The sequence below is a fragment of the Kineosporia sp. NBRC 101677 genome (assembly GCF_030269265.1).
Classification (GTDB): domain Bacteria; phylum Actinomycetota; class Actinomycetes; order Actinomycetales; family Kineosporiaceae; genus Kineosporia; species Kineosporia rhizophila.
Window position 1 is genome coordinate 359,282 of sequence record NZ_BSTA01000006.1, and the last position, 17,811, is coordinate 377,092.

General features: G+C 71.9%; 17 protein-coding genes. 11 read left to right on the top strand and 6 right to left on the bottom strand.

Annotated elements, in window-relative coordinates:
• Entirely contained in the window at positions 1-693 is a 693-nt protein-coding gene (locus tag QSK18_RS19735; protein WP_232809530.1) for a carbohydrate kinase family protein, read from the bottom strand.
• Between the two features lie 114 nt (positions 694-807).
• Here QSK18_RS19735 and QSK18_RS19740 point away from each other — a divergent pair, with 114 nt between their 5' ends.
• Positions 808-1,683, top strand: coding sequence for a nucleoside hydrolase (locus QSK18_RS19740; RefSeq protein ID WP_285621509.1), 876 nt, complete (start codon positions 808-810; stop codon positions 1,681-1,683).
• On the opposite strand, the gene QSK18_RS19745 is transcribed toward QSK18_RS19740, so the two are convergent.
• Entirely contained in the window at positions 1,680-2,279 is a 600-nt protein-coding gene (locus QSK18_RS19745; RefSeq protein ID WP_285621512.1) for a phosphoribosylanthranilate isomerase, read from the bottom strand. The genes QSK18_RS19740 and QSK18_RS19745 overlap by 4 nt on opposite strands.
• Before the next feature lie 57 nt (positions 2,280-2,336).
• On the opposite strand from QSK18_RS19745, the gene QSK18_RS19750 reads away from it, so the two are divergent.
• Positions 2,337-3,881 (top strand): sensor domain-containing diguanylate cyclase, encoded by a 1,545-nt coding sequence (locus QSK18_RS19750; protein ID WP_285621515.1) that lies wholly within the window; start codon positions 2,337-2,339, stop codon positions 3,879-3,881.
• A 10-nt stretch (positions 3,882-3,891) separates the two neighbouring features.
• On the opposite strand, the gene QSK18_RS19755 is transcribed toward QSK18_RS19750, so the two are convergent.
• Positions 3,892-4,617 (bottom strand): universal stress protein, encoded by a 726-nt coding sequence (locus tag QSK18_RS19755; RefSeq protein WP_285621517.1) that lies wholly within the window; start codon positions 4,615-4,617, stop codon positions 3,892-3,894.
• 103 nt (positions 4,618-4,720) lie between these two features.
• On the opposite strand from QSK18_RS19755, the gene QSK18_RS19760 reads away from it, so the two are divergent.
• The 4 genes from QSK18_RS19760 to QSK18_RS19775 all read left to right on the top strand — a co-directional run bounded on the left by QSK18_RS19760 (position 4,721) and on the right by QSK18_RS19775 (position 7,973).
• Positions 4,721-5,317, top strand: coding sequence for a GNAT family N-acetyltransferase (locus QSK18_RS19760; RefSeq protein ID WP_285621519.1), 597 nt, complete (start codon positions 4,721-4,723; stop codon positions 5,315-5,317).
• 69 nt (positions 5,318-5,386) lie between these two features.
• Positions 5,387-6,544, top strand: coding sequence for an iron-containing alcohol dehydrogenase (locus tag QSK18_RS19765; protein WP_232809524.1), 1,158 nt, complete (start codon positions 5,387-5,389; stop codon positions 6,542-6,544).
• A 151-nt stretch (positions 6,545-6,695) separates the two neighbouring features.
• The gene (locus QSK18_RS19770) at positions 6,696-7,151 is read left to right on the top strand and encodes a universal stress protein (protein WP_232809523.1); all 456 of its coding nucleotides are present in this window, start codon (positions 6,696-6,698) and stop codon (positions 7,149-7,151) included.
• A gap of 15 nt (positions 7,152-7,166) precedes the next feature.
• Positions 7,167-7,973: an alpha/beta fold hydrolase gene (locus tag QSK18_RS19775; RefSeq protein WP_285621521.1), complete on the top strand. Its 807-nt coding sequence runs from the start codon at positions 7,167-7,169 to the stop codon at positions 7,971-7,973.
• On the opposite strand, the gene QSK18_RS19780 is transcribed toward QSK18_RS19775, so the two are convergent.
• Complete coding sequence (locus tag QSK18_RS19780) at positions 7,936-8,754, bottom strand: PaaX family transcriptional regulator C-terminal domain-containing protein (RefSeq protein ID WP_232809521.1); 819 nt, start codon at positions 8,752-8,754, stop codon at positions 7,936-7,938. The genes QSK18_RS19775 and QSK18_RS19780 overlap by 38 nt on opposite strands.
• Positions 8,751-9,338, bottom strand: a complete 588-nt coding sequence (locus tag QSK18_RS19785; protein WP_232809520.1) for a GNAT family N-acetyltransferase — start codon at positions 9,336-9,338, stop codon at positions 8,751-8,753. Before QSK18_RS19785 ends, QSK18_RS19780 begins: the two co-directional genes overlap by 4 nt.
• 47 nt (positions 9,339-9,385) lie before the next feature.
• Here QSK18_RS19785 and QSK18_RS19790 point away from each other — a divergent pair, with 47 nt between their 5' ends.
• The 5 genes from QSK18_RS19790 to QSK18_RS19810 all read left to right on the top strand — a co-directional run bounded on the left by QSK18_RS19790 (position 9,386) and on the right by QSK18_RS19810 (position 17,366).
• Positions 9,386-10,471 (top strand): alpha/beta hydrolase family protein, encoded by a 1,086-nt coding sequence (locus QSK18_RS19790; RefSeq protein WP_285621526.1) that lies wholly within the window; start codon positions 9,386-9,388, stop codon positions 10,469-10,471.
• Complete coding sequence (locus tag QSK18_RS19795) at positions 10,435-10,848, top strand: hypothetical protein (protein WP_285621529.1); 414 nt, start codon at positions 10,435-10,437, stop codon at positions 10,846-10,848. The genes QSK18_RS19790 and QSK18_RS19795 overlap by 37 nt, the downstream gene beginning before the upstream one ends.
• 97 nt (positions 10,849-10,945) lie before the next feature.
• Positions 10,946-11,506 carry a TetR/AcrR family transcriptional regulator gene (locus tag QSK18_RS19800; protein WP_232809517.1) on the top strand — a complete coding sequence of 187 codons (561 nt, stop codon included), beginning with the start codon at positions 10,946-10,948 and terminating at the stop codon, positions 11,504-11,506.
• Positions 11,503-12,990: an MFS transporter gene (locus QSK18_RS19805; protein WP_285621534.1), complete on the top strand. Its 1,488-nt coding sequence runs from the start codon at positions 11,503-11,505 to the stop codon at positions 12,988-12,990. The genes QSK18_RS19800 and QSK18_RS19805 overlap by 4 nt, the downstream gene beginning before the upstream one ends.
• A gap of 98 nt (positions 12,991-13,088) precedes the next feature.
• Entirely contained in the window at positions 13,089-17,366 is a 4,278-nt protein-coding gene (locus tag QSK18_RS19810; RefSeq protein ID WP_285621536.1) for an FtsK/SpoIIIE domain-containing protein, read from the top strand.
• Between the two features lie 105 nt (positions 17,367-17,471).
• Here the strand turns inward: QSK18_RS19810 and QSK18_RS19815 are convergent, their stop codons facing one another.
• Entirely contained in the window at positions 17,472-17,765 is a 294-nt protein-coding gene (locus QSK18_RS19815; protein WP_232809514.1) for a WXG100 family type VII secretion target, read from the bottom strand.
• Between the last annotated feature and the right edge of the window lie 46 nt (positions 17,766-17,811).

The window sequence follows — 17,811 nt, forward strand, 5'->3', positions numbered from 1 at the left end:
TCAGCTGGCCGAGAGAGTCTCGCTGCGGGCCGGGAGCTTTCCGGTGATGGTGGCCACCGAGGCGGCCCGCACGGCGATCCGGACCGCCTCGGGCAGCGGCGTCTTCTCGGCCAGCAGCAGGGCCAGCACCCCACGGAAGCAGTCGCCGGCCTCCTCGGCCGGGCCGGGCGGGACCACCACGTTGACCCGCAGCCGCTCGGCCAGATCACCGGCCTGCTGGTAGATCTCGGCGTCGAAGGGGTTGGCCACGTCGAGCGCGGCCACGGTCAGGGCGTCGGGCACCATGACGTGGACGAACGGGGCCAGGGCCTCGATGTGCTGGGCCGCGGGCGGCTGCCCGGCCGCCGGCGTGGGGTCGAGGATCACCTTGCCGCGCGTGTAATACATTGCCGCCCGAGCTGTTTCCGGTGGAATGTCCATCCCCACCAGGAGCACGTCGGCTCCGGCCACGTCGTCCCCGCACACGTCGTCGGGCCGCAGCGCGTCTTCCGGGCCGGAGGCGAGCCGGAGGTGACCGACCTCGACCGGCAACCCGCGCAGTTCCTCCAGCACCGACGTCTTCTGTCGGACCGACTCGACGCAACCGAGCAGGGTCACCCCGGGTCCGCCCAGGAAGGTCGCCGCGGCGGCCGCCTGGCCGGCTCGCTGACCGATCACCACTACGTGGTTGCTCCGGCTGTGGCTCGGGTTCACGTTCTCCAGGGTAGTGAGATCCGTGCTGAGCGCCGGGTGGGGTCGCTCGTCCGGCGCAGCCGCCGGTGCGAAAGACTCGTACTGCTCATGTCCGCCACCGTTGCAGGGAGTGCCATGAAACGCCGCCGCGTCATTCTCGACACCGACGCCAAGAACGAGGCCGACGACCAGTTCGCGATCGTCCACGCCCTGCTCTCCCCCTCGCTGGACGTGCGAGGGCTGATCCCGGCCCATTTCGGCGAGCACCGCAGCACGCGCAGCATGGAGGAGTCGCGGGAGGAGATCGACCGCCTGCTGCATCTCGTGGATCTGGACACCCCGGTGGCGAACGGGGCCGCCCACGCGCTGACCGACGAGCACACGCCCCAGGACAGCCCCGGCGCCCGGCTGATCATCGAGGAGAGCCTGCTCGCATCCGAGGAGGATCCGCTCTACGTGGGCTTTCTCGGCCCGCTGACCGACATGGCCTCGGCGATCCTTCTGGACCCGGCGATCACCCAGCGGCCGGTGGTGGTGCTGTGGATCGGCGGGCCCGGATACGACGGGGTGGACGCGTGGCCCGGCCGGGAGTTCAACCTGGGCAACGACATAGCTGCGGCCAACGTGGTCTTCGACTCGGGGATCACGGTGTGGCAGATCCCCCGGAACGTCTTCGCCCAGGTCTCGGTCGGGTACGCCGAACTTGAGGAGAAGATCCGGGGCACCAGCCCGCTCGCCGACTACCTGATCGACCAGCTCGTGGAGTGGAACACCGCCCACCATCCGGCCCCGATCGAGTCACGCACCCTGGGCGACTCACCCGTTGTCGCACTGATGCTGTTCCCGGGAGGGGGCAGTTTCCGCGAGCGCCCCGCACCCCGGTTCGACCCGTCGGGCTCCTACGTGGCCGGGGCCGGTCATCCGGTCCGGGTGGCCGAGTCGATCGACGTGCGGTTCCTGCTGGAGGACATGTTCGCCAAGATCCGCCGGTTCGGGCGCGATAGCGTTTAGCTGCGGGCGTTCTGCACGAAGGCCGCGATCTTCGCGTGGTCCTTCACCCCACGCGAGGACTCGACGCCGCTGGAGACGTCCACCCCGCCGGGTCGTAGGTGCCGGATCTGGGCCCGCACGTTCTCGACGGTGAGCCCGCCGGCCAGGATCCACGGCTCGGCGGGCCGGGTGGTGAACTCCTCGGCGTCGATCAGTTGCCCCTGGCCGGGTTCCGGCGCGTCGAGCATCAGACGGGCACTGATCGAGGACGTCGGTGAGCTGCTCGCGTACTCGGTGAGGGAGAGGGCGCGGATCACCGAGAACCCCTCGCTGACGGCCCGTTGCAGGTCTTCGTCGCTCTCGCCGCCGTGGAACTGCACGGTGGCCACGCCGCTGTCGTGCGCCACCTTCAGCACCTGCTCGACGGGGAGCCGGCGCACCACCAGGACGGTCTCGACGGCCTGGTCGTCCAGCCCCTCGAGGACGGCCCGGATCCCGGCCGCCTCGATGTGCCGGGGGCTGGCCGGGTGGTGCACGAAGCCGATCGCGTCGGCGCCGGCCTGCACCGCCACCCGCGCCGTGTCCAGGTCACGGATGCCACAGATCTTCACGAACACCTGCCGGATCCTAGTCCCCCGGCTTGATCCCGGGGCGGGAGCGGCCGATGAACCGGTGTGCAGAACGAGCGCAGCCGGTCCTGGGCCTGGTGGGCCTCCCGCTGGTTGCGGACCTGGCTGGTGCCCGGGCTGGACGAGGACGCCCAGCGCACGCGCAAGGGCCGCCTGGCCGGTGCGCTCTACCTGGCCGCGGACGTCTACGCCGCCTGTGTCACCGTTCAGACCTGGGAGAACGAGCAGGCCCGGCTGCCGCAGCTGCTGATCGTGGCCGGGGTCGCCGTCCTCGGCCTGACTCTGCTCCTGCTGCCCTGGCACCGGTTCCGCGACTCGGTGCTGATCTGGCCGGTGCTGCCCAGCGCGTTCCTGCTCAACTTCGGCGAGGGGCTGCCCGGCGTGCTCGGGCACTACCAGCCGGTCTACATGCTGAGCCTGGGCTACGCCGGGCTGGTGCTGCGGCCGGGGCGCACCACCGCGCTGACCGCGCTGAACCTGGCCCTGCTGGGGGTGGTGGCCGGGCTGGGTAGGCAGCAGGAGCACCTGGTCGAACTGGTGGGCACGATCCTGTTCGCCGGGGTGATCGGGGAGATGATCGCGGCGGCCATCTGGACGCAGAAGCGCCAGCGCAGCGATCTGGAACAGCTGCACGCCGGGCTGCGACCACTGCTGCAGGCGCAGACCGAGTCGGACGCGGCCCGGCTGATCAGCGAGCTGGCGATGCACGTGCTGCGCGCCGACGGGGTGTTCACGATGGTCTCGGAGCGGCCGATCCCGGGCTTCGGGGCGGGTGACTCCGGGCCGCCGGCCGACGACCTGGTCGCCCGGGGCGGCGCGGGGATCGGGGCCGACTTCTCCGGAGTGCGGCTGTCGGTCGGCACCGACCCTTCGGGCGCTGCCGTTGCCGCGCGCTCTCGGCGCCACCTGTACGTGGCCGACGCCCTGAGCAGTCCGCTGGTCTCGCGTCAGTACGTGGCCCGGGTGTCGGCGCGTTCGCTGCTGTACGTCCCCATCCTGGTCGGCGACCGGCTGGTCGGGGTGATGGTGATCTGGTGGACCCGGCCGGTGTCCGACCTCGACCACTTCACCGACCAGGTGATCGAGCTGCTCTCGATCCAGGCCGGGCCGGTGCTGGAACGGGTCCGGCAGGTGGAGGAGCTGGACCGGGCGGCGATGACCGACTCGCTCACCGGGGTGGGCAACCGGCGGGCGTTCGAGCAGGCCCTGCAGTGCCTGGCCGACGACGCCGTGCTGGTGCTGTTCGACCTGGACAAGTTCAAGGCGCTCAACGACAGTCAGGGTCACCCGGCCGGGGACCGGGTGCTGCGCGCCTTCGCCGCCGCCCTGGCCGGATCGGTGCGCGACACCGACCTGGTCTGCCGCTTCGGCGGGGACGAGTTCGCGGTGATCGCCCGGGGCGACGGCGCGGTGGCCCGGGCGGTCCTGGAGCGGCTCGCATCCGTCTGGTCCGCGCCCGAGGGAGTGGGCTTCAGCGCCGGGTATGCCGTGCGTCAGGTCGGCGAGGCCCCGGCCCTGCTCAACGCCCGCGCCGACGAGGCTCTCTACGCGGAGAAGAACCTGCGGCGCGGGCGTTCACCTGCGGGGTAGGACCGTTGGATCAGTGGACGACGGCGAGCGGGCTTTGTGAGCGCGAGATCAGCCCGTCGCCGACCGAGCTGTCGAGCACACCTGCGGCCAGGGCGCGCCCTCGGCTGCCGACCACGATCAGTCCGCAGCCACGGGAGGCGGCGGCCAGGGCCGGTACTGCCTCGCCCTCGGCCACCTCGTGGCGCACCTCAAGCCCGGGGTGGCGGCGCAGCACCCAGGCGGCCGCCTGCGCCCCCAGGGTCTGCGGGTCGGCCGTCAGAGGAGCCTGAGCCACGACCACCACCAGGGGCACCTGCCACTGGGCGGCGCGCTCGGCCGCGAACGAGAGCGCGCGCTCGGCGCAGGCCGAGCCGTCGTAGCCCACGGAGACCGGCAGGCCGCTGGCCGGGCCGGGCTCGTCCGGGCGGACCACCACGACCGGGCAGCCGGCCCGGGCCACCACCTCGGAGACGACCGTGGCCTGGGGCGAGCCGGCGGCCGGGGCGCCCAGCACGATCATCTCGGCCCGGCCCGAGGCCTCGGCCAGCGAGCGGCCGGTACCGGTCAGGGTGACCGGCACTTCCGGGGCGAGGCGCCGTACCCGGGCCAGCGCGTCGGCCCAGCCGCGTTCGTCGGTCTGCATCACGAGGAGTTCCGAGCCCCGGCGGGCTGCGTCTGCGGCCGCCCAGTCGAGGGCTGCCGCTGCTGCGGGCGTCCCGTCGTGCCCCACCACGGTCTTACGTTCGGAGTACGTCATGGTCAGCTCCCTCCGTGCCACCTGTTTCATTGTGCTTCGGAACTTCTCGCCGGGTCAGGGGCGAAGGTCACACTTCGCCCGGACAAGCCCTAGGCTCGGGCCCGTGCCGAACATCCGCCCGTACCGGCCCGAAGACCTGCCCGCCGTCCAGGACATCTGCGTGCGCACCGGCGACGCGGGGGGCGACGCCCGGGGGCAGTACAGCAGCGACGAGTTGATGGGCGACTGTTTCGCGGCGCCCTACGTCACGCTGGAACCGCGGTTCGCGTTCGTCCTGGAAGACGCCGGGCAGCCGGTGGGCTACGTGCTGGGCACGGCCGACACCCCGGCGTTCGTGCAGAGCTATGCCACCTCCTGGGTGCCTCATCTGCGTCGGCGTTACCCCGAACCGTACGCGGAGACCGACCGCTGGCTGCTGGAACTGGGCCTGAATCCGCAGCGGATGCTCGAGCCCGGCCTGGAGAACCACCCCGCGCACCTGCACATCGACCTTCTGCCGCAGGTTCAGGGGCAGGGCTTCGGGCGGCAGCTGATCCACCGGTTCCTGGGCGCTGTGCGCGAGGCCGGGGCGCCGGCGGTGCACCTGGGCATGGCTCCTACCAACACCAGCGCCCGGCTCTTCTACGAGCGGCTGGGCTTCCAGGAGCTCCCGGTCGGCGGTCCCACCGTGACCTACCTGGGCCGCTCCACCACGGTGTGAGGGCGCAGGTCGCCGCTCGGTAGCGTGGCGGTCCGACCGTGGCCGCATTTCCCACCCCCGAGGTGATCCGTGTTCAACAGCTTCGCCCTGACTCTGCCCGGTGACGTGCGTTTCGGCGCCGGACGCGCAGCCGAGGCCGCCGATCTGGCCGGTGAGGCCGCGGGCGACCAGGGGGTGCTGCTGGTCACCGGTGCCTCCGACCGCCACGCCGCGCCCCTGCGGGAGCGTCTGGAGCAGGCCGGCCGCAGCACGGTCACCGTGCGGGCCGGGGGTGAGCCGTCGGTCGAGTCGGTGCAGGCCGCCGTGGCCCAGGCCCGCAGCGGCGGGGTCGGGGCGGTGCTCGGCGTGGGCGGCGGCTCGGCCCTGGACACCGCCAAGGCCGTGGCCGCGCTCGTGCACAACGGCGACCCGCTGGAGCACCTGGAGGTGGTGGGCCAGGGCCGTCCGCTGTCCGGCCCGGTGCTGCCGTGGGTGGCCGTCCCGACCACGGCCGGCACAGGTTCCGAGGTCACCCGCAACGCCGTGCTCACCGCCGGGCGGGTCAAGGTCAGCCTGCGCTCCCCGGCGATGCTGGCCCGCGCCGCGGTGGTGGATCCCGATCTCCTGCAAGGCCTTCCGCGCACCCCCCTGGTGCACGGCGGTCTGGACGCCCTGGTGCAGCTGGTCGAACCGCTGATCTCGTGCCGGGCCAACCCGGTCACCGACGCGCTGGCCCGGCAGGGGCTGGCGGCCTCGCTGCGGGCCCTGCCGCGAGCGGCGCACGAGGGCACCGACGATCCGGCCGTGCGCGCCGACCTGGCCCTGGCCTCGCTGCTGGGTGGCGTGGCGCTGGCGAATGCGGGGCTCGGCGCGGTGCACGGCCTGGCCGGGGTGGCGGGCGGCATGCTCGGTGCTCCGCACGGCGCTCTGTGCGCGGCCTTCCTCCCGGCGGTTCTGGAGGCTGATCTGGCCGCCCTGCGCCGCGCTCCCGATCCGGCCGTGCAGGCCCGTTTCGCCGCGCTCGGGCCGCTGGTCACCGGCTCGGAGGAGGCGGGGGCCGAGCCGGCGGTGGCCGCGCTGGGCGAACTGGTCCAGGCTCTGGGCGTGCCGGGTCTGGCCGAACTGGGGCTGCGCGAGGACGACGTGGACGAACTGGTGGACGGCGCACTGGCCGCTTCTTCAACGAAAGCGAATCCTCTTCCACTCACCCGCGAAGAAATGACCGCTGCGGTCCGAGCGTCGCTCTGAACAGCCTTTTCGGACTAGGGGTTTTCACTTATCCCGAAACTCACAGCACGCCCGTGACCCGGCTTTTTCTGCGAGGTTCAAGAAAAGTGCTTCTTACCTTCGGGTAGACCGAGTACCGTCCTCCTCACGCATCATTCACTGGGGGAATTGAATGTCTGCCGAGATAGGGCGCAGATACCGGGTCGTCGCGGGGATCGACCTGACACCGTCCAACGTCCTGGTCGCCCGTAAGGCCGCCGACGAGGCCCGGGCCCGTCACCTTCCGCTGGTCCTGGTCCACGCGCTGCGGATGCCACCCCGGCCGGCCGGTGCGCCGCGGGCGGCCGCACCCTCACCCGAGGTCCTGATCAGCACGGCGCACTGGCTGGAGTCGATCGCCGAACCGCTGCGGGCCGCGACCAGCCCGCTGCCGGTCAGCACCCGGGTGATCGCCGGGCGGGCCGACGACGTGCTGATCGCCGAGTCGCTCACCGCCAGCCTGCTCGTGGTGGGTGAGGACCGCTGCGGCATCGTGGCCGCCGAGGTGGCTCACCGGGCCTGTTCGCCGCTGGTGATCGTGCGTCCCGAGCAGGAGCCCCTGTTCGCCTTCACCGGCCGTTTCAAGTAGTCGTAGCCTGACCGGATGGAGACCCGCGAGATCACCGTCGGCGGCCGGACCTTCTCGTACACCGACAGCGCCCCGAGCCGTCCCTCCACGGCCCCCACGCTCGTGCTCGGCCACGGCTACTTCCTCGACCGCACCATGTTCTCGGCCGTTTTCGAGTCGTCCCTGGCGCACAGCTGGCGGATCATCGCCTGGGACGCGCGCGGCCACGGCAACTCCCCCGAGGGCGAGAGCCCGTTCGACTACTGGGACCAGGCGCGCGACGTCCTGGGCCTGCTGGACGCGCTGAAGGTGCCTCAGGCGGTGGTCGGTGGGGTGAGCCAGGGCGGGTTCACCGCTCTGCGGGTGGCGCTGCTGGCCCCGCAGCGGGTGCGGGGCCTGGTGCTCCTCGACACCGAGGCGCAGGCCTGCGACCCGCACGACAAGGTGGTCTACGCCGGGATGTTCGCCGGGCTGGCCGAGCACGGGCCGGTCGAGGGCATCGTGGTGCCGTTGTCCCGCCAGCTCATCGGCGAGCACCCGGCCGCGCACGCCTGGATCCGCAACTGGCAGCGGCACTACAGCCTTCCGCTCGGCGCGGCGGCGCAGTGCCTGCTGGAACGGGACGACGTGTCGGGGCGCCTGGGCGAGATCACCTGCCCGGCGCTGCTGGTGCGCGGCAGTGAGGACCAGTCGCTGCCCCGCTCGCGCATGCAACTGATGAGCGAGGCGATGCCGGGCGCGGGCGAGGTGCACGAGATCCCGGGCGCCGGTCACTCCCCCACCATCACGCACCCGCAGCAGGTGCTCACCCTGCTGGAGAGTTTCCTGCCGCGAACCGTCTGAACAACGGCAGCCCCTCGGCGGCCACCGCCTCGGCCAGGTCGGCCCAGGCTCGGTGGAACGCGGCCCGGGCGGCGACCGGAGGCCAGGGGCTGGGCAGCAGCTCCGGCGGAAGCAGCGGGTCGGGAGCCATGGCCTGGTCGAACGCTGCCACCAGTTCCAGCGCGCGGCGCAGGTTCTCGATGCGGTCACTACCAACAGGGGACGAGGTGAGCCTGGGTAGGGCGGTGTAGCGGCCGGAGATCTCGGGCAGGGGCCAGAGCGCTGCGGCCAGCTCGGCCGGTTCCCGCAGTTCCCCGCGGCGCAGGTCCTGGGTGCTCAGGGTCCAGCTGTTGACCTCCGCGTCCCCCAGCTCGGCGTTCACCAGCGCCTGCCAGGGGTCGGCGCTGACGTAGACGCCGGGCCGCAGCTGCGCCCCGCCCAGACGCACCAGGGTGCGCCGGACGTCGTCGCGCAACTGGCGATCCGTCTCCGGTACCGAATAGACGAACAGGTGCCACCACCCGTCCCAAGGTTCTTGCCCCTGGTCGCGTCGCGTTGCGAACTCGACGAAGGCCGCGTCGTGCCGCTCGGTCAGATCTGCGGTTGCCGTGCGCCGCAGGGTTCCGGCGCGCCCGCGCCCCTCCTGCACGAACTCTCCCGCCGCGATCATGCGCCGTACGGTCAGACGCATCGGCTGGTCGGGGATGCCCAGCGCGTTGCCCACGTCGTAGACCTGGGCCAGCGAGGCCGTCCCCTCGTCGTCGACCAGGCTCTCCACCACGAATCGCGCCGGCAGGCTCACGCCCCGACCTCCTTGACCATCTTGGTGACCGACCGGAAACCACCGTAGAGATCCCCCAGCGCGCCGACCCGCTCGGTCCGCGCAGCCGAGTAGCCGTGCCGCTCGTACAGCGCCCGCGCCCGGGGGTTGCTGTCGATCACCGAGAGACCGATGCGGTCGAACCCCTGCTCGGCGGCGATCCGGTCCACCTCGTCCAGAAGCCGGCCACCCACCCCACGGCCACGCATCCGCGCATCGACCGCGATCCCGTCCAAAAGCAGGTGGCCCTTCCGGGGTTCGCGGTGCAGCGGCAGAAGCAGCAGCATCCGCCACCAGGCGCTTGCGCCGTAGTGCTCGCGCAGGGAGCGCCAGGTGATCGAGAACGCGCCGTCGCCGTCGAGATTGAGCCCGACCACCCCGCAGACCACGCCGTCGACCTCCGCGCACACCATCCGATCGGGCCGCAGTGCCGCGGCCAGGAACCGCTCCCGGACCGCGCCGGTGCCCAGCCCTGGCCGCAACTTCGACCCGAACGCGTCGCCGTAGAGGCGGGCCGCGTCGGCCTCGGCTCCGCGGGGGACGGCCCGGTGTATCCGGATCTCCATGTGATGACCTATCGTCGAGGAAACGATCGTTGCTGAAAGGATAGATCATGCGTCGCTGGCTGGCCGCCCTGGGGGCGGTGGTCCTCGTTCTGACCGGGCTCGCCGTTGCGGGTAACCACTTCGAGATGGATGAGCGCCGGATCCGCCTCACCGGGCCGCAGGGGCAGCTGGACGCCGTGCTCACTCTTCCGCGGCAGCGATCGGGGCCGGTGCCGGTGGTGGTGTTCGTGCACGGCGACGGGCCGGTCGAGGCCACCAACGACGGCCTGTACCGGCCTCAGTTCGAGGCGCTGGCCAAGGCGGGGGTGGCCTCGGTCTCCTGGAGCAAGCCAGGGGTAGGCGGATCGGAGGGCGACTGGCTCACCCAGGACCAGGCCGAGCGGGCACGTGAGGTGACGCAAGTGGTCGGGCAGTTGCGGCAGCGGTCAGAGCTGAACCCGGACGAGGTCGGGTTGTGGGGCGCCAGCCAGGGCGGCTGGGTCGTGCCGCAGGTGGCGGCGGATGATCCGCGCATCTCCTTCGTGGTTCTGCTCTCCCCCGCGATCAACTGGCTGCGGCAGGGCGAGTTCAACCTCCGGGCGACGGCCGCCGACCTTGATGCAGCGCTGAAGGAGAGAGAGCGGATCAACGCCGTTCTGGAGCGCAACGGCGACTACGACGACTACCTGGCCGCCGATCCGGACGGTGAGCCGATGAGCCGGGCCCGCTGGGGCTTCGTGCTGAAGAACTTTCGCAGCGACGCCACCTGCGCCCTGCACGACCTGGCGGCGCGAGGCACGCCGGTGCTGCTGGTCCTGGCCGGCCATGACCAGAACGTGGACGCGCACGAGACCGAACGGATCTACCGTTCCATCCTCGGACCACAGCAACTGCAGGTGAGATGGTTCGCCGGGGCCGCCCACTCACTGGCTCGCACCGATGTGGAGCAGTCGCAGGTACGTGGTCTGCTGACCGCCGTGTTCCGGCCCCGCCGGCTGATGGCGCCCGGTTTTCTCGACGCACTGGCCGAGTACGCCGCCACCCGGACGGCCGATCGTAAAAGTCACGAAACGGAAAACGGGCAGACACCCGCCTCTTCTGCACCGCAAGATGCAGCGTGCGCCCGAGACCCCCTCACAACTGGCAACCGCTGATCGACCCGCGGACCGAGAGCCGACGCCGCAAGGGGGTCTTTATCGGTCTGGGCGTGCTCGGGTTGGTGGGTGGCGCTATCACCGTGGTCGCCGGCTTCATCATGGCCGGGGCCCTGCTGTTCGCCACCACGCCGGACGGGTACTCGGTGGACGACGTGTGCTGGGCGAACGACGGCAACGAGGACGCCGAGGGCGAACCGCTCGCGGAGGTGTTCTGCTCCGAGGACCACGACTACGTCAGCGGCCCCAACGTGCCCACAGACGAGGACTGCCCCAAGAAGACCGAGCGCTACCTCGACGAGCCGGACGGGACGGTCACCTGCCTGGAGCCACCCCGCAACAGCGAGTCCGGCAGTTCGGGCGGCATCGGGGGCTGACCGGGTGGATCCCGGGTGGGCCCCGGGAATACTTGTTGAGACAGATCTGTCTCACATGAGACAGTGATGTCTCAGCAAGTCTTCCGAAGGACTCACCATGACTTCCCGGGACGCGATCCTGGCCGCGGCCGTACGCCGTCTGAACACTGATGCCCGGGCCTCCATGGCCGACCTGGCCGCCGCGGCCGGGGTGGGCCGGGCCACGTTGCACCGCCACTTCTCCACCCGTGACGAACTGCTGCACGAACTGGGCACCCGCTCCCTGAACCGCTGGGAGCAGAGCATGGCCGAGGCCGGCGTGTCCGAGGCCATCGCCTCCGGCGACGCCGGGCGGATCGAGGCCTGCATCCGCGACGTGCTCAGCCGCTACCTGGCCGACTACGACGAGTTCGGCTTCGCCCTGACCGACCCCTACCTGCGGGTGGCCCCGGACCTGGTGGCCCGCACCGAGGAGCTGGCCTGGCAGGAGACGGCGCTGCTGGCCGCCGGGCAGAAGGCCGGGCTGCTGCGCAGCGACCTCGACCCGCGCTGGCTGTCCTCCGCGGTGTACGGCATCCTCGTCGCCGCCCGCGACGCGGTCACGGTCGGCCGGGTGGCCCGGCAGGACCTCGACGCCTACGTGGTGGTCACCTTCCTGGAAGGGACCCGCGCCCGATGAGCACCCGGACCGCCCCCGTGGCGAAGATCGAGTCACCCCCGCGGCGCTGGGCCGGCCTCGCCGTCCTGGCCGCCAGCCTGCTCGTCGTGGTCATGGACATGACGGTGCTGAACGTCGCCCTGCCCGACCTGATCGCCGACCTGCAGCCCAGCCTGGTCTCCCAGCTGTGGATCGTCGACGCCTACCCGGTGGTGCTGGCCGGCCTGCTCGTACCGGTGGCCGCCCTGGCCGACCGGGTGGGCCGCAAACGCATGCTGCTGGCCGGTTTCACCGTGTTCGGGCTGACCTCGCTGCTGGTGCTGTTCGCCGACTCCCCCGGCGCCGTCATCGCCCTGCGGGTGCTCCTCGGCATCGGCGGCGCGATGATCATGCCGACCACGCTCTCGCTGATCCGCGCCCTGTTCCCCGAGCCGGGCGAACGGGCGCTGGCGCTGGGCATCTGGGCGGCAATGGCCTCTCTGGGCGGCGCGATCGGCCCGATCGTGGCCGGCGTGCTGCTGGAGGTGTTCAGCTGGCACTCGGCCTTCCTGCTCAACGTGCCGCTGATGCTGGTGGCCGCCGTGGCCGGGATCTTCCTGCTGCCGGAGAGCCGGTCCGAGCGCCCCGCGCGCCTGGACGCGGTGGGCGTGCTGCTGTCGGTCGGCGGGATGGTCGGGATCGTCTACGCCATCAAGCATCTGAGCAAGTACGGCGTCGACGTGCCCACCGTGGCCGTCCTGGTGGCCGGCCTGCTGGCGATGGCCGCCTTCGTGCGGCGCTGCCTGGTGCAGAGCGAGCCCATGCTGGCGGTGGGTCTTTTCGCCGACCCGGTGTTCCGTTCCGGCGTGCTCTCGGCGCTTTCGCACAGCACCGTGTTCATGGCCCTGCTGCTGGTCGGTTCTCAGTGGCTGCAGCTGGTGCAGGGCTGGTCGCCGCTGGCCGCCGGGGCCGCCCTGCTGCCCACCGCCCTGGGTGGCCTGATCGGCTCGCCGTTCGCCCCGGCCCTGGCCGGCCGGATCGGGGTGCGCACCGTGATCACCTCCGGCCTGCTGGTCACCGCAGCGGGCCTGGCCACGGTCTTCCTGCTGCCCCGGCCGATCCCGTACGCGGGCCTGGCCGTCGCGTTCTTCATGGTCGGCCTCGGCGGCGCCGCCCTCGGCGTCGGGTCGGCACTGATCATGGGCCGCTCACCGGTGCACCAGGCCGGCTCGGCCGCCGCCATCGAGGAGATGTCCTTCGAGATCGGGGCCGTGCTCGGGGTGGCCGTGCTGGGCAGCATCGCCGGGGTCGTCTACCGCTCGGGGCTACCTGGGGACGCCGGTGACGCCGTCACCGAATCGGTCGCCGGGTCAGTGGGAACCAGGTTCCAGGAGGCGGCAGGCGAATCGTTCACCAATGCCTTCGCCGCCGTGGGGCTCATCGGGGCCCTGATGGTCGCGATCGCGGCCGTCGTGGTGTGGTGCTGGATCCCCCGGGAACTGGAACTGACCGACGTCCACCATTGAGAGTAGTGCCGTAACCCAGGGTATTCGTGCCGAAACCGGCGCGAATGTCCCTCTAGGATCGGTCGGTCATCACTAGGCCGATCCGTGGGGGAAACGGTTTGATCATCCGGCTGACGGTGCTCGATCCACAGCTCGATCCACAGGGCGGGGCGGAGCACGACGTCGAGATCAGCGCGTCCGGCGAGAGCACCGTGCGCTCGCTGCTGGCGGCGCTGCCCTTCCGTGTGGGCGATCGCCCCTGCTACGTGGGGCACGAGTGGCTCGACCCCGACGAGGTCATCGAGAACAGCCCGCTCACGGTCGGCTCGTACCTGACCATCGGGCAGCCCGGGCCGCTGACCCGGCCGGTGGCGCCCAACCTGGTTGCCCGCCTGCTGGTGCTCAGCGGCCCCGACGCCGGGCGCTCCCTGTTCCTGCCCGAGGGCACGAGCACGCTGGGGCGCTCGGCCGGGGCCGACGTGAAACTGCGCGACCCCAAGATCTCCCGCGAGCACGCGCACATCTCGGCGGCCCGCGAGGGCATCACGATCCAGGTCACCGAGGCCGCCGACCAGGCCAACGGGATCACCGTGGAGGGCGAGCGGATCGGTGCCCCCCGATTCCTGGCCCCCGGTCAGCGGTTCCAGGTCGGCGACGACGTGCTGCAGGTGATCGCCTCCCCCGGACCGCCGGTGCAGCTGAGCCGCACCACCGACGCGCACCTGGAGTTCGACCGCGCCTACGCGCCCACGCCCCGGGTCTCCCCCCTCGACCTGAGCTTCCCCAGCGCCCCGGCCGAGGGCAGCAGCAAGGGCGCCATGGTCGTGGCCATGTTCGTGCCGATGCTGCTCGGGGTCGCGATGGCCCTGATCATGAAGCAGCCGGCGATGCTGCTGTTCGCCGCCTTCACCCCGATCACGATGGGCGCCACGGCCTTCTTCGAGCGCCGGGCCCGCCGCGAGCGGATGGAGAAGTTCGAGAACTCCCGCAGCCGGGTGGCCGGCCAGATCGACCAGGCCACGGTCACCGAGATCCAGGTGCGTCACGCCCAGGCCCCCGACCCGGAGAGCATCGCGCTGATCGCCTCCGGTTCGGTGCGCGGGCTGTGGCCCCGCGACGGCCAGTCCGACGAGGCGCTGCTGCTGCGGGTCGGCCGGTACGACCGGCCGGCCTCGATCACGCTGCGCGGTGAGCCCTGGGTCGGGTTCGAGGACCCGTGGCTGCGCGGCGTGCCCTGGACCGTCGACCTGCGCGCCACCGGTGTGCTGGGCCTGGTCGGGCCGCCCGAGCGCACCACCCAGGTGGCCAACTGGCTGCTCACCCAGCTCGCCACCCTGCGCAGCCCGGCCGATCTGCGGATCGTGGTGCTCACCCCCGACGGTGACCCCGACCTGGCCTGGACACGCTGGCTGCCGCACGTGGTGGCCGGTGACGGCGGCGAGACGCCGTGCGCGATCGGGGTCACCCCGGCCACCCGGGGCGCCCGCCTGGACGAGCTCAAGCAGCTCATCGCGATCCGCCAGGACGCGCTGCGCGAGGTGCACAACGCCCGCATCGACCAGCACGTGGTGGTGGTGCTGCAGGGCGCGCTGTCGATGCGCAAGGTGCCCGGCATCCGCGAGGTGCTGCACGACGGGCCCGAGGTCGGGGTCTACTCGATCTGCATCGACACCCGCGACATGATCGACTGCCGGGGCCTGGTGCGGCTCGACGGTGACACGGTCACCGCCTGGGGCGACCGGTCCGGCACGGCCGACGCGATCGTGCCCGAGCGCTTCAGCAGCCGCCAGGCCGAGGTGCTGGCCCGGGCCCTGGCCCCGATGCGTGACCGGCTCAGCGCCCGCGACGACCCGGGCGCCCTGCCCTACCCGCAGCGCTTCCTCGACCTGGTCGGCCTGGCCCGGCCCACCCCGGAAGACGTGCTCAAGCTCTGGGACGAGCACCCCGGCCCCCAGCTGGAGGTGCCGCTGGGCGCCGACGCGCAGGGCCCGGTCACCGTCGACCTGGCCGGGCAGGGCCCGCACACCATGCTGGCCGGGGCCACCGGCGCCGGTAAGAGCATCCTGCTGCAGACCCTGGTCACCTCGCTGCTGCTGGCCAACCGCCCGGACGAGCTGAACCTGGTGCTGGTCGACTTCAAGGGCGGCAGCGCGTTCCTGCCCTTCGAGCACTGCCCGCACGTGGTCGCGCTGATCCGCAACACCGAGGACGACCCGGCCCAGAAGTTCGACGAGGCCGCCGCCCAGCGGGTGCTCGCCTCGGTGCGGGCCGAGGTGCGCCGGCGCGAGTCGATGCTCGGCCGGCACGGCGGTGAGATCGACAACTACTGGAAGGCCCGCCGCAGCGATCCGCGGATGCCCGCGCTGCCGCGCCTGGTCATGGTGTTCGACGAGTACGCGCGGGCGATGGACACCTCGCCCGACTTCCCCAAGGAACTGATGGCGGTGGCCGGCAAGGGCCGCTCGCTGGGCATGCACCTGGTCTTCGCCACCCAGTCGCTGCAGGGCAAGCTCTCGCCGGAGATGAAGAACAACATCAGCCTGCGGATCACCCTGCGCCAGAACGAGAAGTCCGACAGCGTCGAGGTGCTCGGGACCCCGGACGCGGTGGGCATCCCCGGCCGGTTCAAGGGCCGCGGGCTGATCCTGTGCACCCTCGACGAGAGCCGCCAGCCCCGGCCGTTCCAGTCCGGCTACCTGGGCGATCCCCCGCCCGACGGCACCGCCCCGCCCGCCTCGGTACGGCACGTGGACTGGTCGCAGCTGGGCCTGCCCCGGCCCTCGGCCGGAGGCGGCCCGGTGCGGGGCGAGACCGACCAGACCCTGTCCATCGCCGCGGTCGAGGCGGCCTCACGGGCGGCGAACCTGCCGCCGATGAAGCGGCCGCTGCTGCCCCCGCTGCCCGCCCTGCTGCGCACCGGCAACCTGCGGATGGCGCCGCCCGGGTCCCTGGCCTTCGCCGTGGCCGACGACCCGGAGAACCAGGAGCAGCCGGTCCTGGCCCTCGACCTGGCCGGCACCGACCGCTGGATGATCGCCGGCGGCCCGCAGTCCGGGCGCACCAACGCCCTGCGCGCCCTGATCAACGGCGTCTCGATCCACCGCAGCGACCAGGTGCACCTGTACGTGGTGGCCAACCGCGAGGGCGAACTCAACGCCTGCGCGGCCCTGCCGCACACCGGCGCGGTGATGCACATCGGCGAGCCCGACCGGATCCGCCGCCTGGTCACCTGGCTGGCCGAGGAGGTCCAGAAACGGACGAGGGAACGGTTCGCCTCGGGCGCCCCGAGACCGGCCCTGGTGGTCCTGGTCGACGGCTGGGAAGGCCTGGAGAACCGCAACCAGGGCCTGTTCGACGAGACCAGCGTCCTCACCATGCTCTACGAGGTGATCCAGGGCGGTCCCCCGGTGGGCGTGCACGTCGTGGTCACCGGCGGTCAGGTGATGATCAACGGCCGGCTGCCCGACCTGTTCAACCGGCGCGTCCTGCTGGCCTTCCCCAACGAGTCGGCCCGCCGGGCCGCGATCGGCGGTCAGTTCAGCCCGCCGCCCCGGCTGCCCGGCCGCGGCATCGAGACGGCCACCGGCTGCCACGTGCAGATCTTCCAGGTGGACGAGGCCGACTTCACCGCCCGCACCCGCGAGGCCCACAGCCTGACCAGTGCGCCGCGCGCTCTCGCGGCGCTGCCGGTGCACGTGCCGCTGGGCGAGCGCATCCTCTGGCAGAACGTGCCCAGCCCCACCTGGATCCCGCTGGGACGCGGTGGGGCGCACATCGAACCACTCGGGGTGGACCTGTTCGGCGACGACCCGCACCTGCTGCTGATCAGCGGGCCCGAGGGCAGCGGCCGCAGCACCAGCGCCAACGCGATCGTGCAGTCGCTGCTGCACGTGGGCGTCCCGGTGCTGGCCATCGCCCCGCCGCGCTCGCCGCTGCAGACCCTGGCCGGGCTGTCGCCGCAGTTGACCGTGCTGTCCGGAACCACCTGGAACGACGAGAAACTGAGGACGGCGGTGGCCCCCTTCGAGGGGGGACGTCACGCGGTGGTGGTGGACGACTTCGACCAGATGAAGATCGAGGCGCGGATCGAGAACTTCGCCCCCGCCCCCACGCTGCTCGAGGATCTGGCCGATCCGGCCTCGGCCGGCACCCGGGCGCTGGTGCTGTGCGGTGACGCCGGGCCGGTGCTCGAGGGCTCGGTGCGCTCACTGGCGCGGGTGGTGGAGACGTCGATCCAGAACGGCACCCGTCTGGTGCTGGCCCCCACCGGGGTCTTCGCCGCCCGCCAGCTGGGCTTCACGCTGGAGCGCGACCAGATCCTGCCGGTGCCGCCCGGGCGGGGCTACCTGGCCGTCCGCCGGTCGGTGCAGCCGATCCAGGCCGCGGGCGTAGCCTGAGCGGCGCGTTCGTAGTACGCCTGCCCGGCGCTCGGGTGCCTTCCACAACACCCGGCGCCGGGGCACGACGCGTGTTTCTGTTCTGTGCTCGGCTCAGGGCTCGGCTCAGGCGCCGGCGGCGGAACCCAGCTCGGAGTCGAGCTGCTGGTGCCGGGCGATGGCCTGGTTCAGGAAGGCGCTCATGCCCTCGAGGCCCTGGATCACGTTGCTGGCGCCGGTGTTCCACTGCTGGTACGACTGCTGGAACCGGCCCGAGGCCTGGTCGGTGACGAACCCGCTGGCGACCAGACCGTCGACCAGGCCCTTGAGCCGGTTCAGGTTGGCGATCATCTCTTCGCGGCCGGCGTTCAGCTGGGTGGCCGTGCTCTGCAGGTCTTCGTAACGGACGTTGATACTCATGGTTACCCCTCTGCGTTAACGGTTTCCGGTGTGGAAGCTGTGGGTG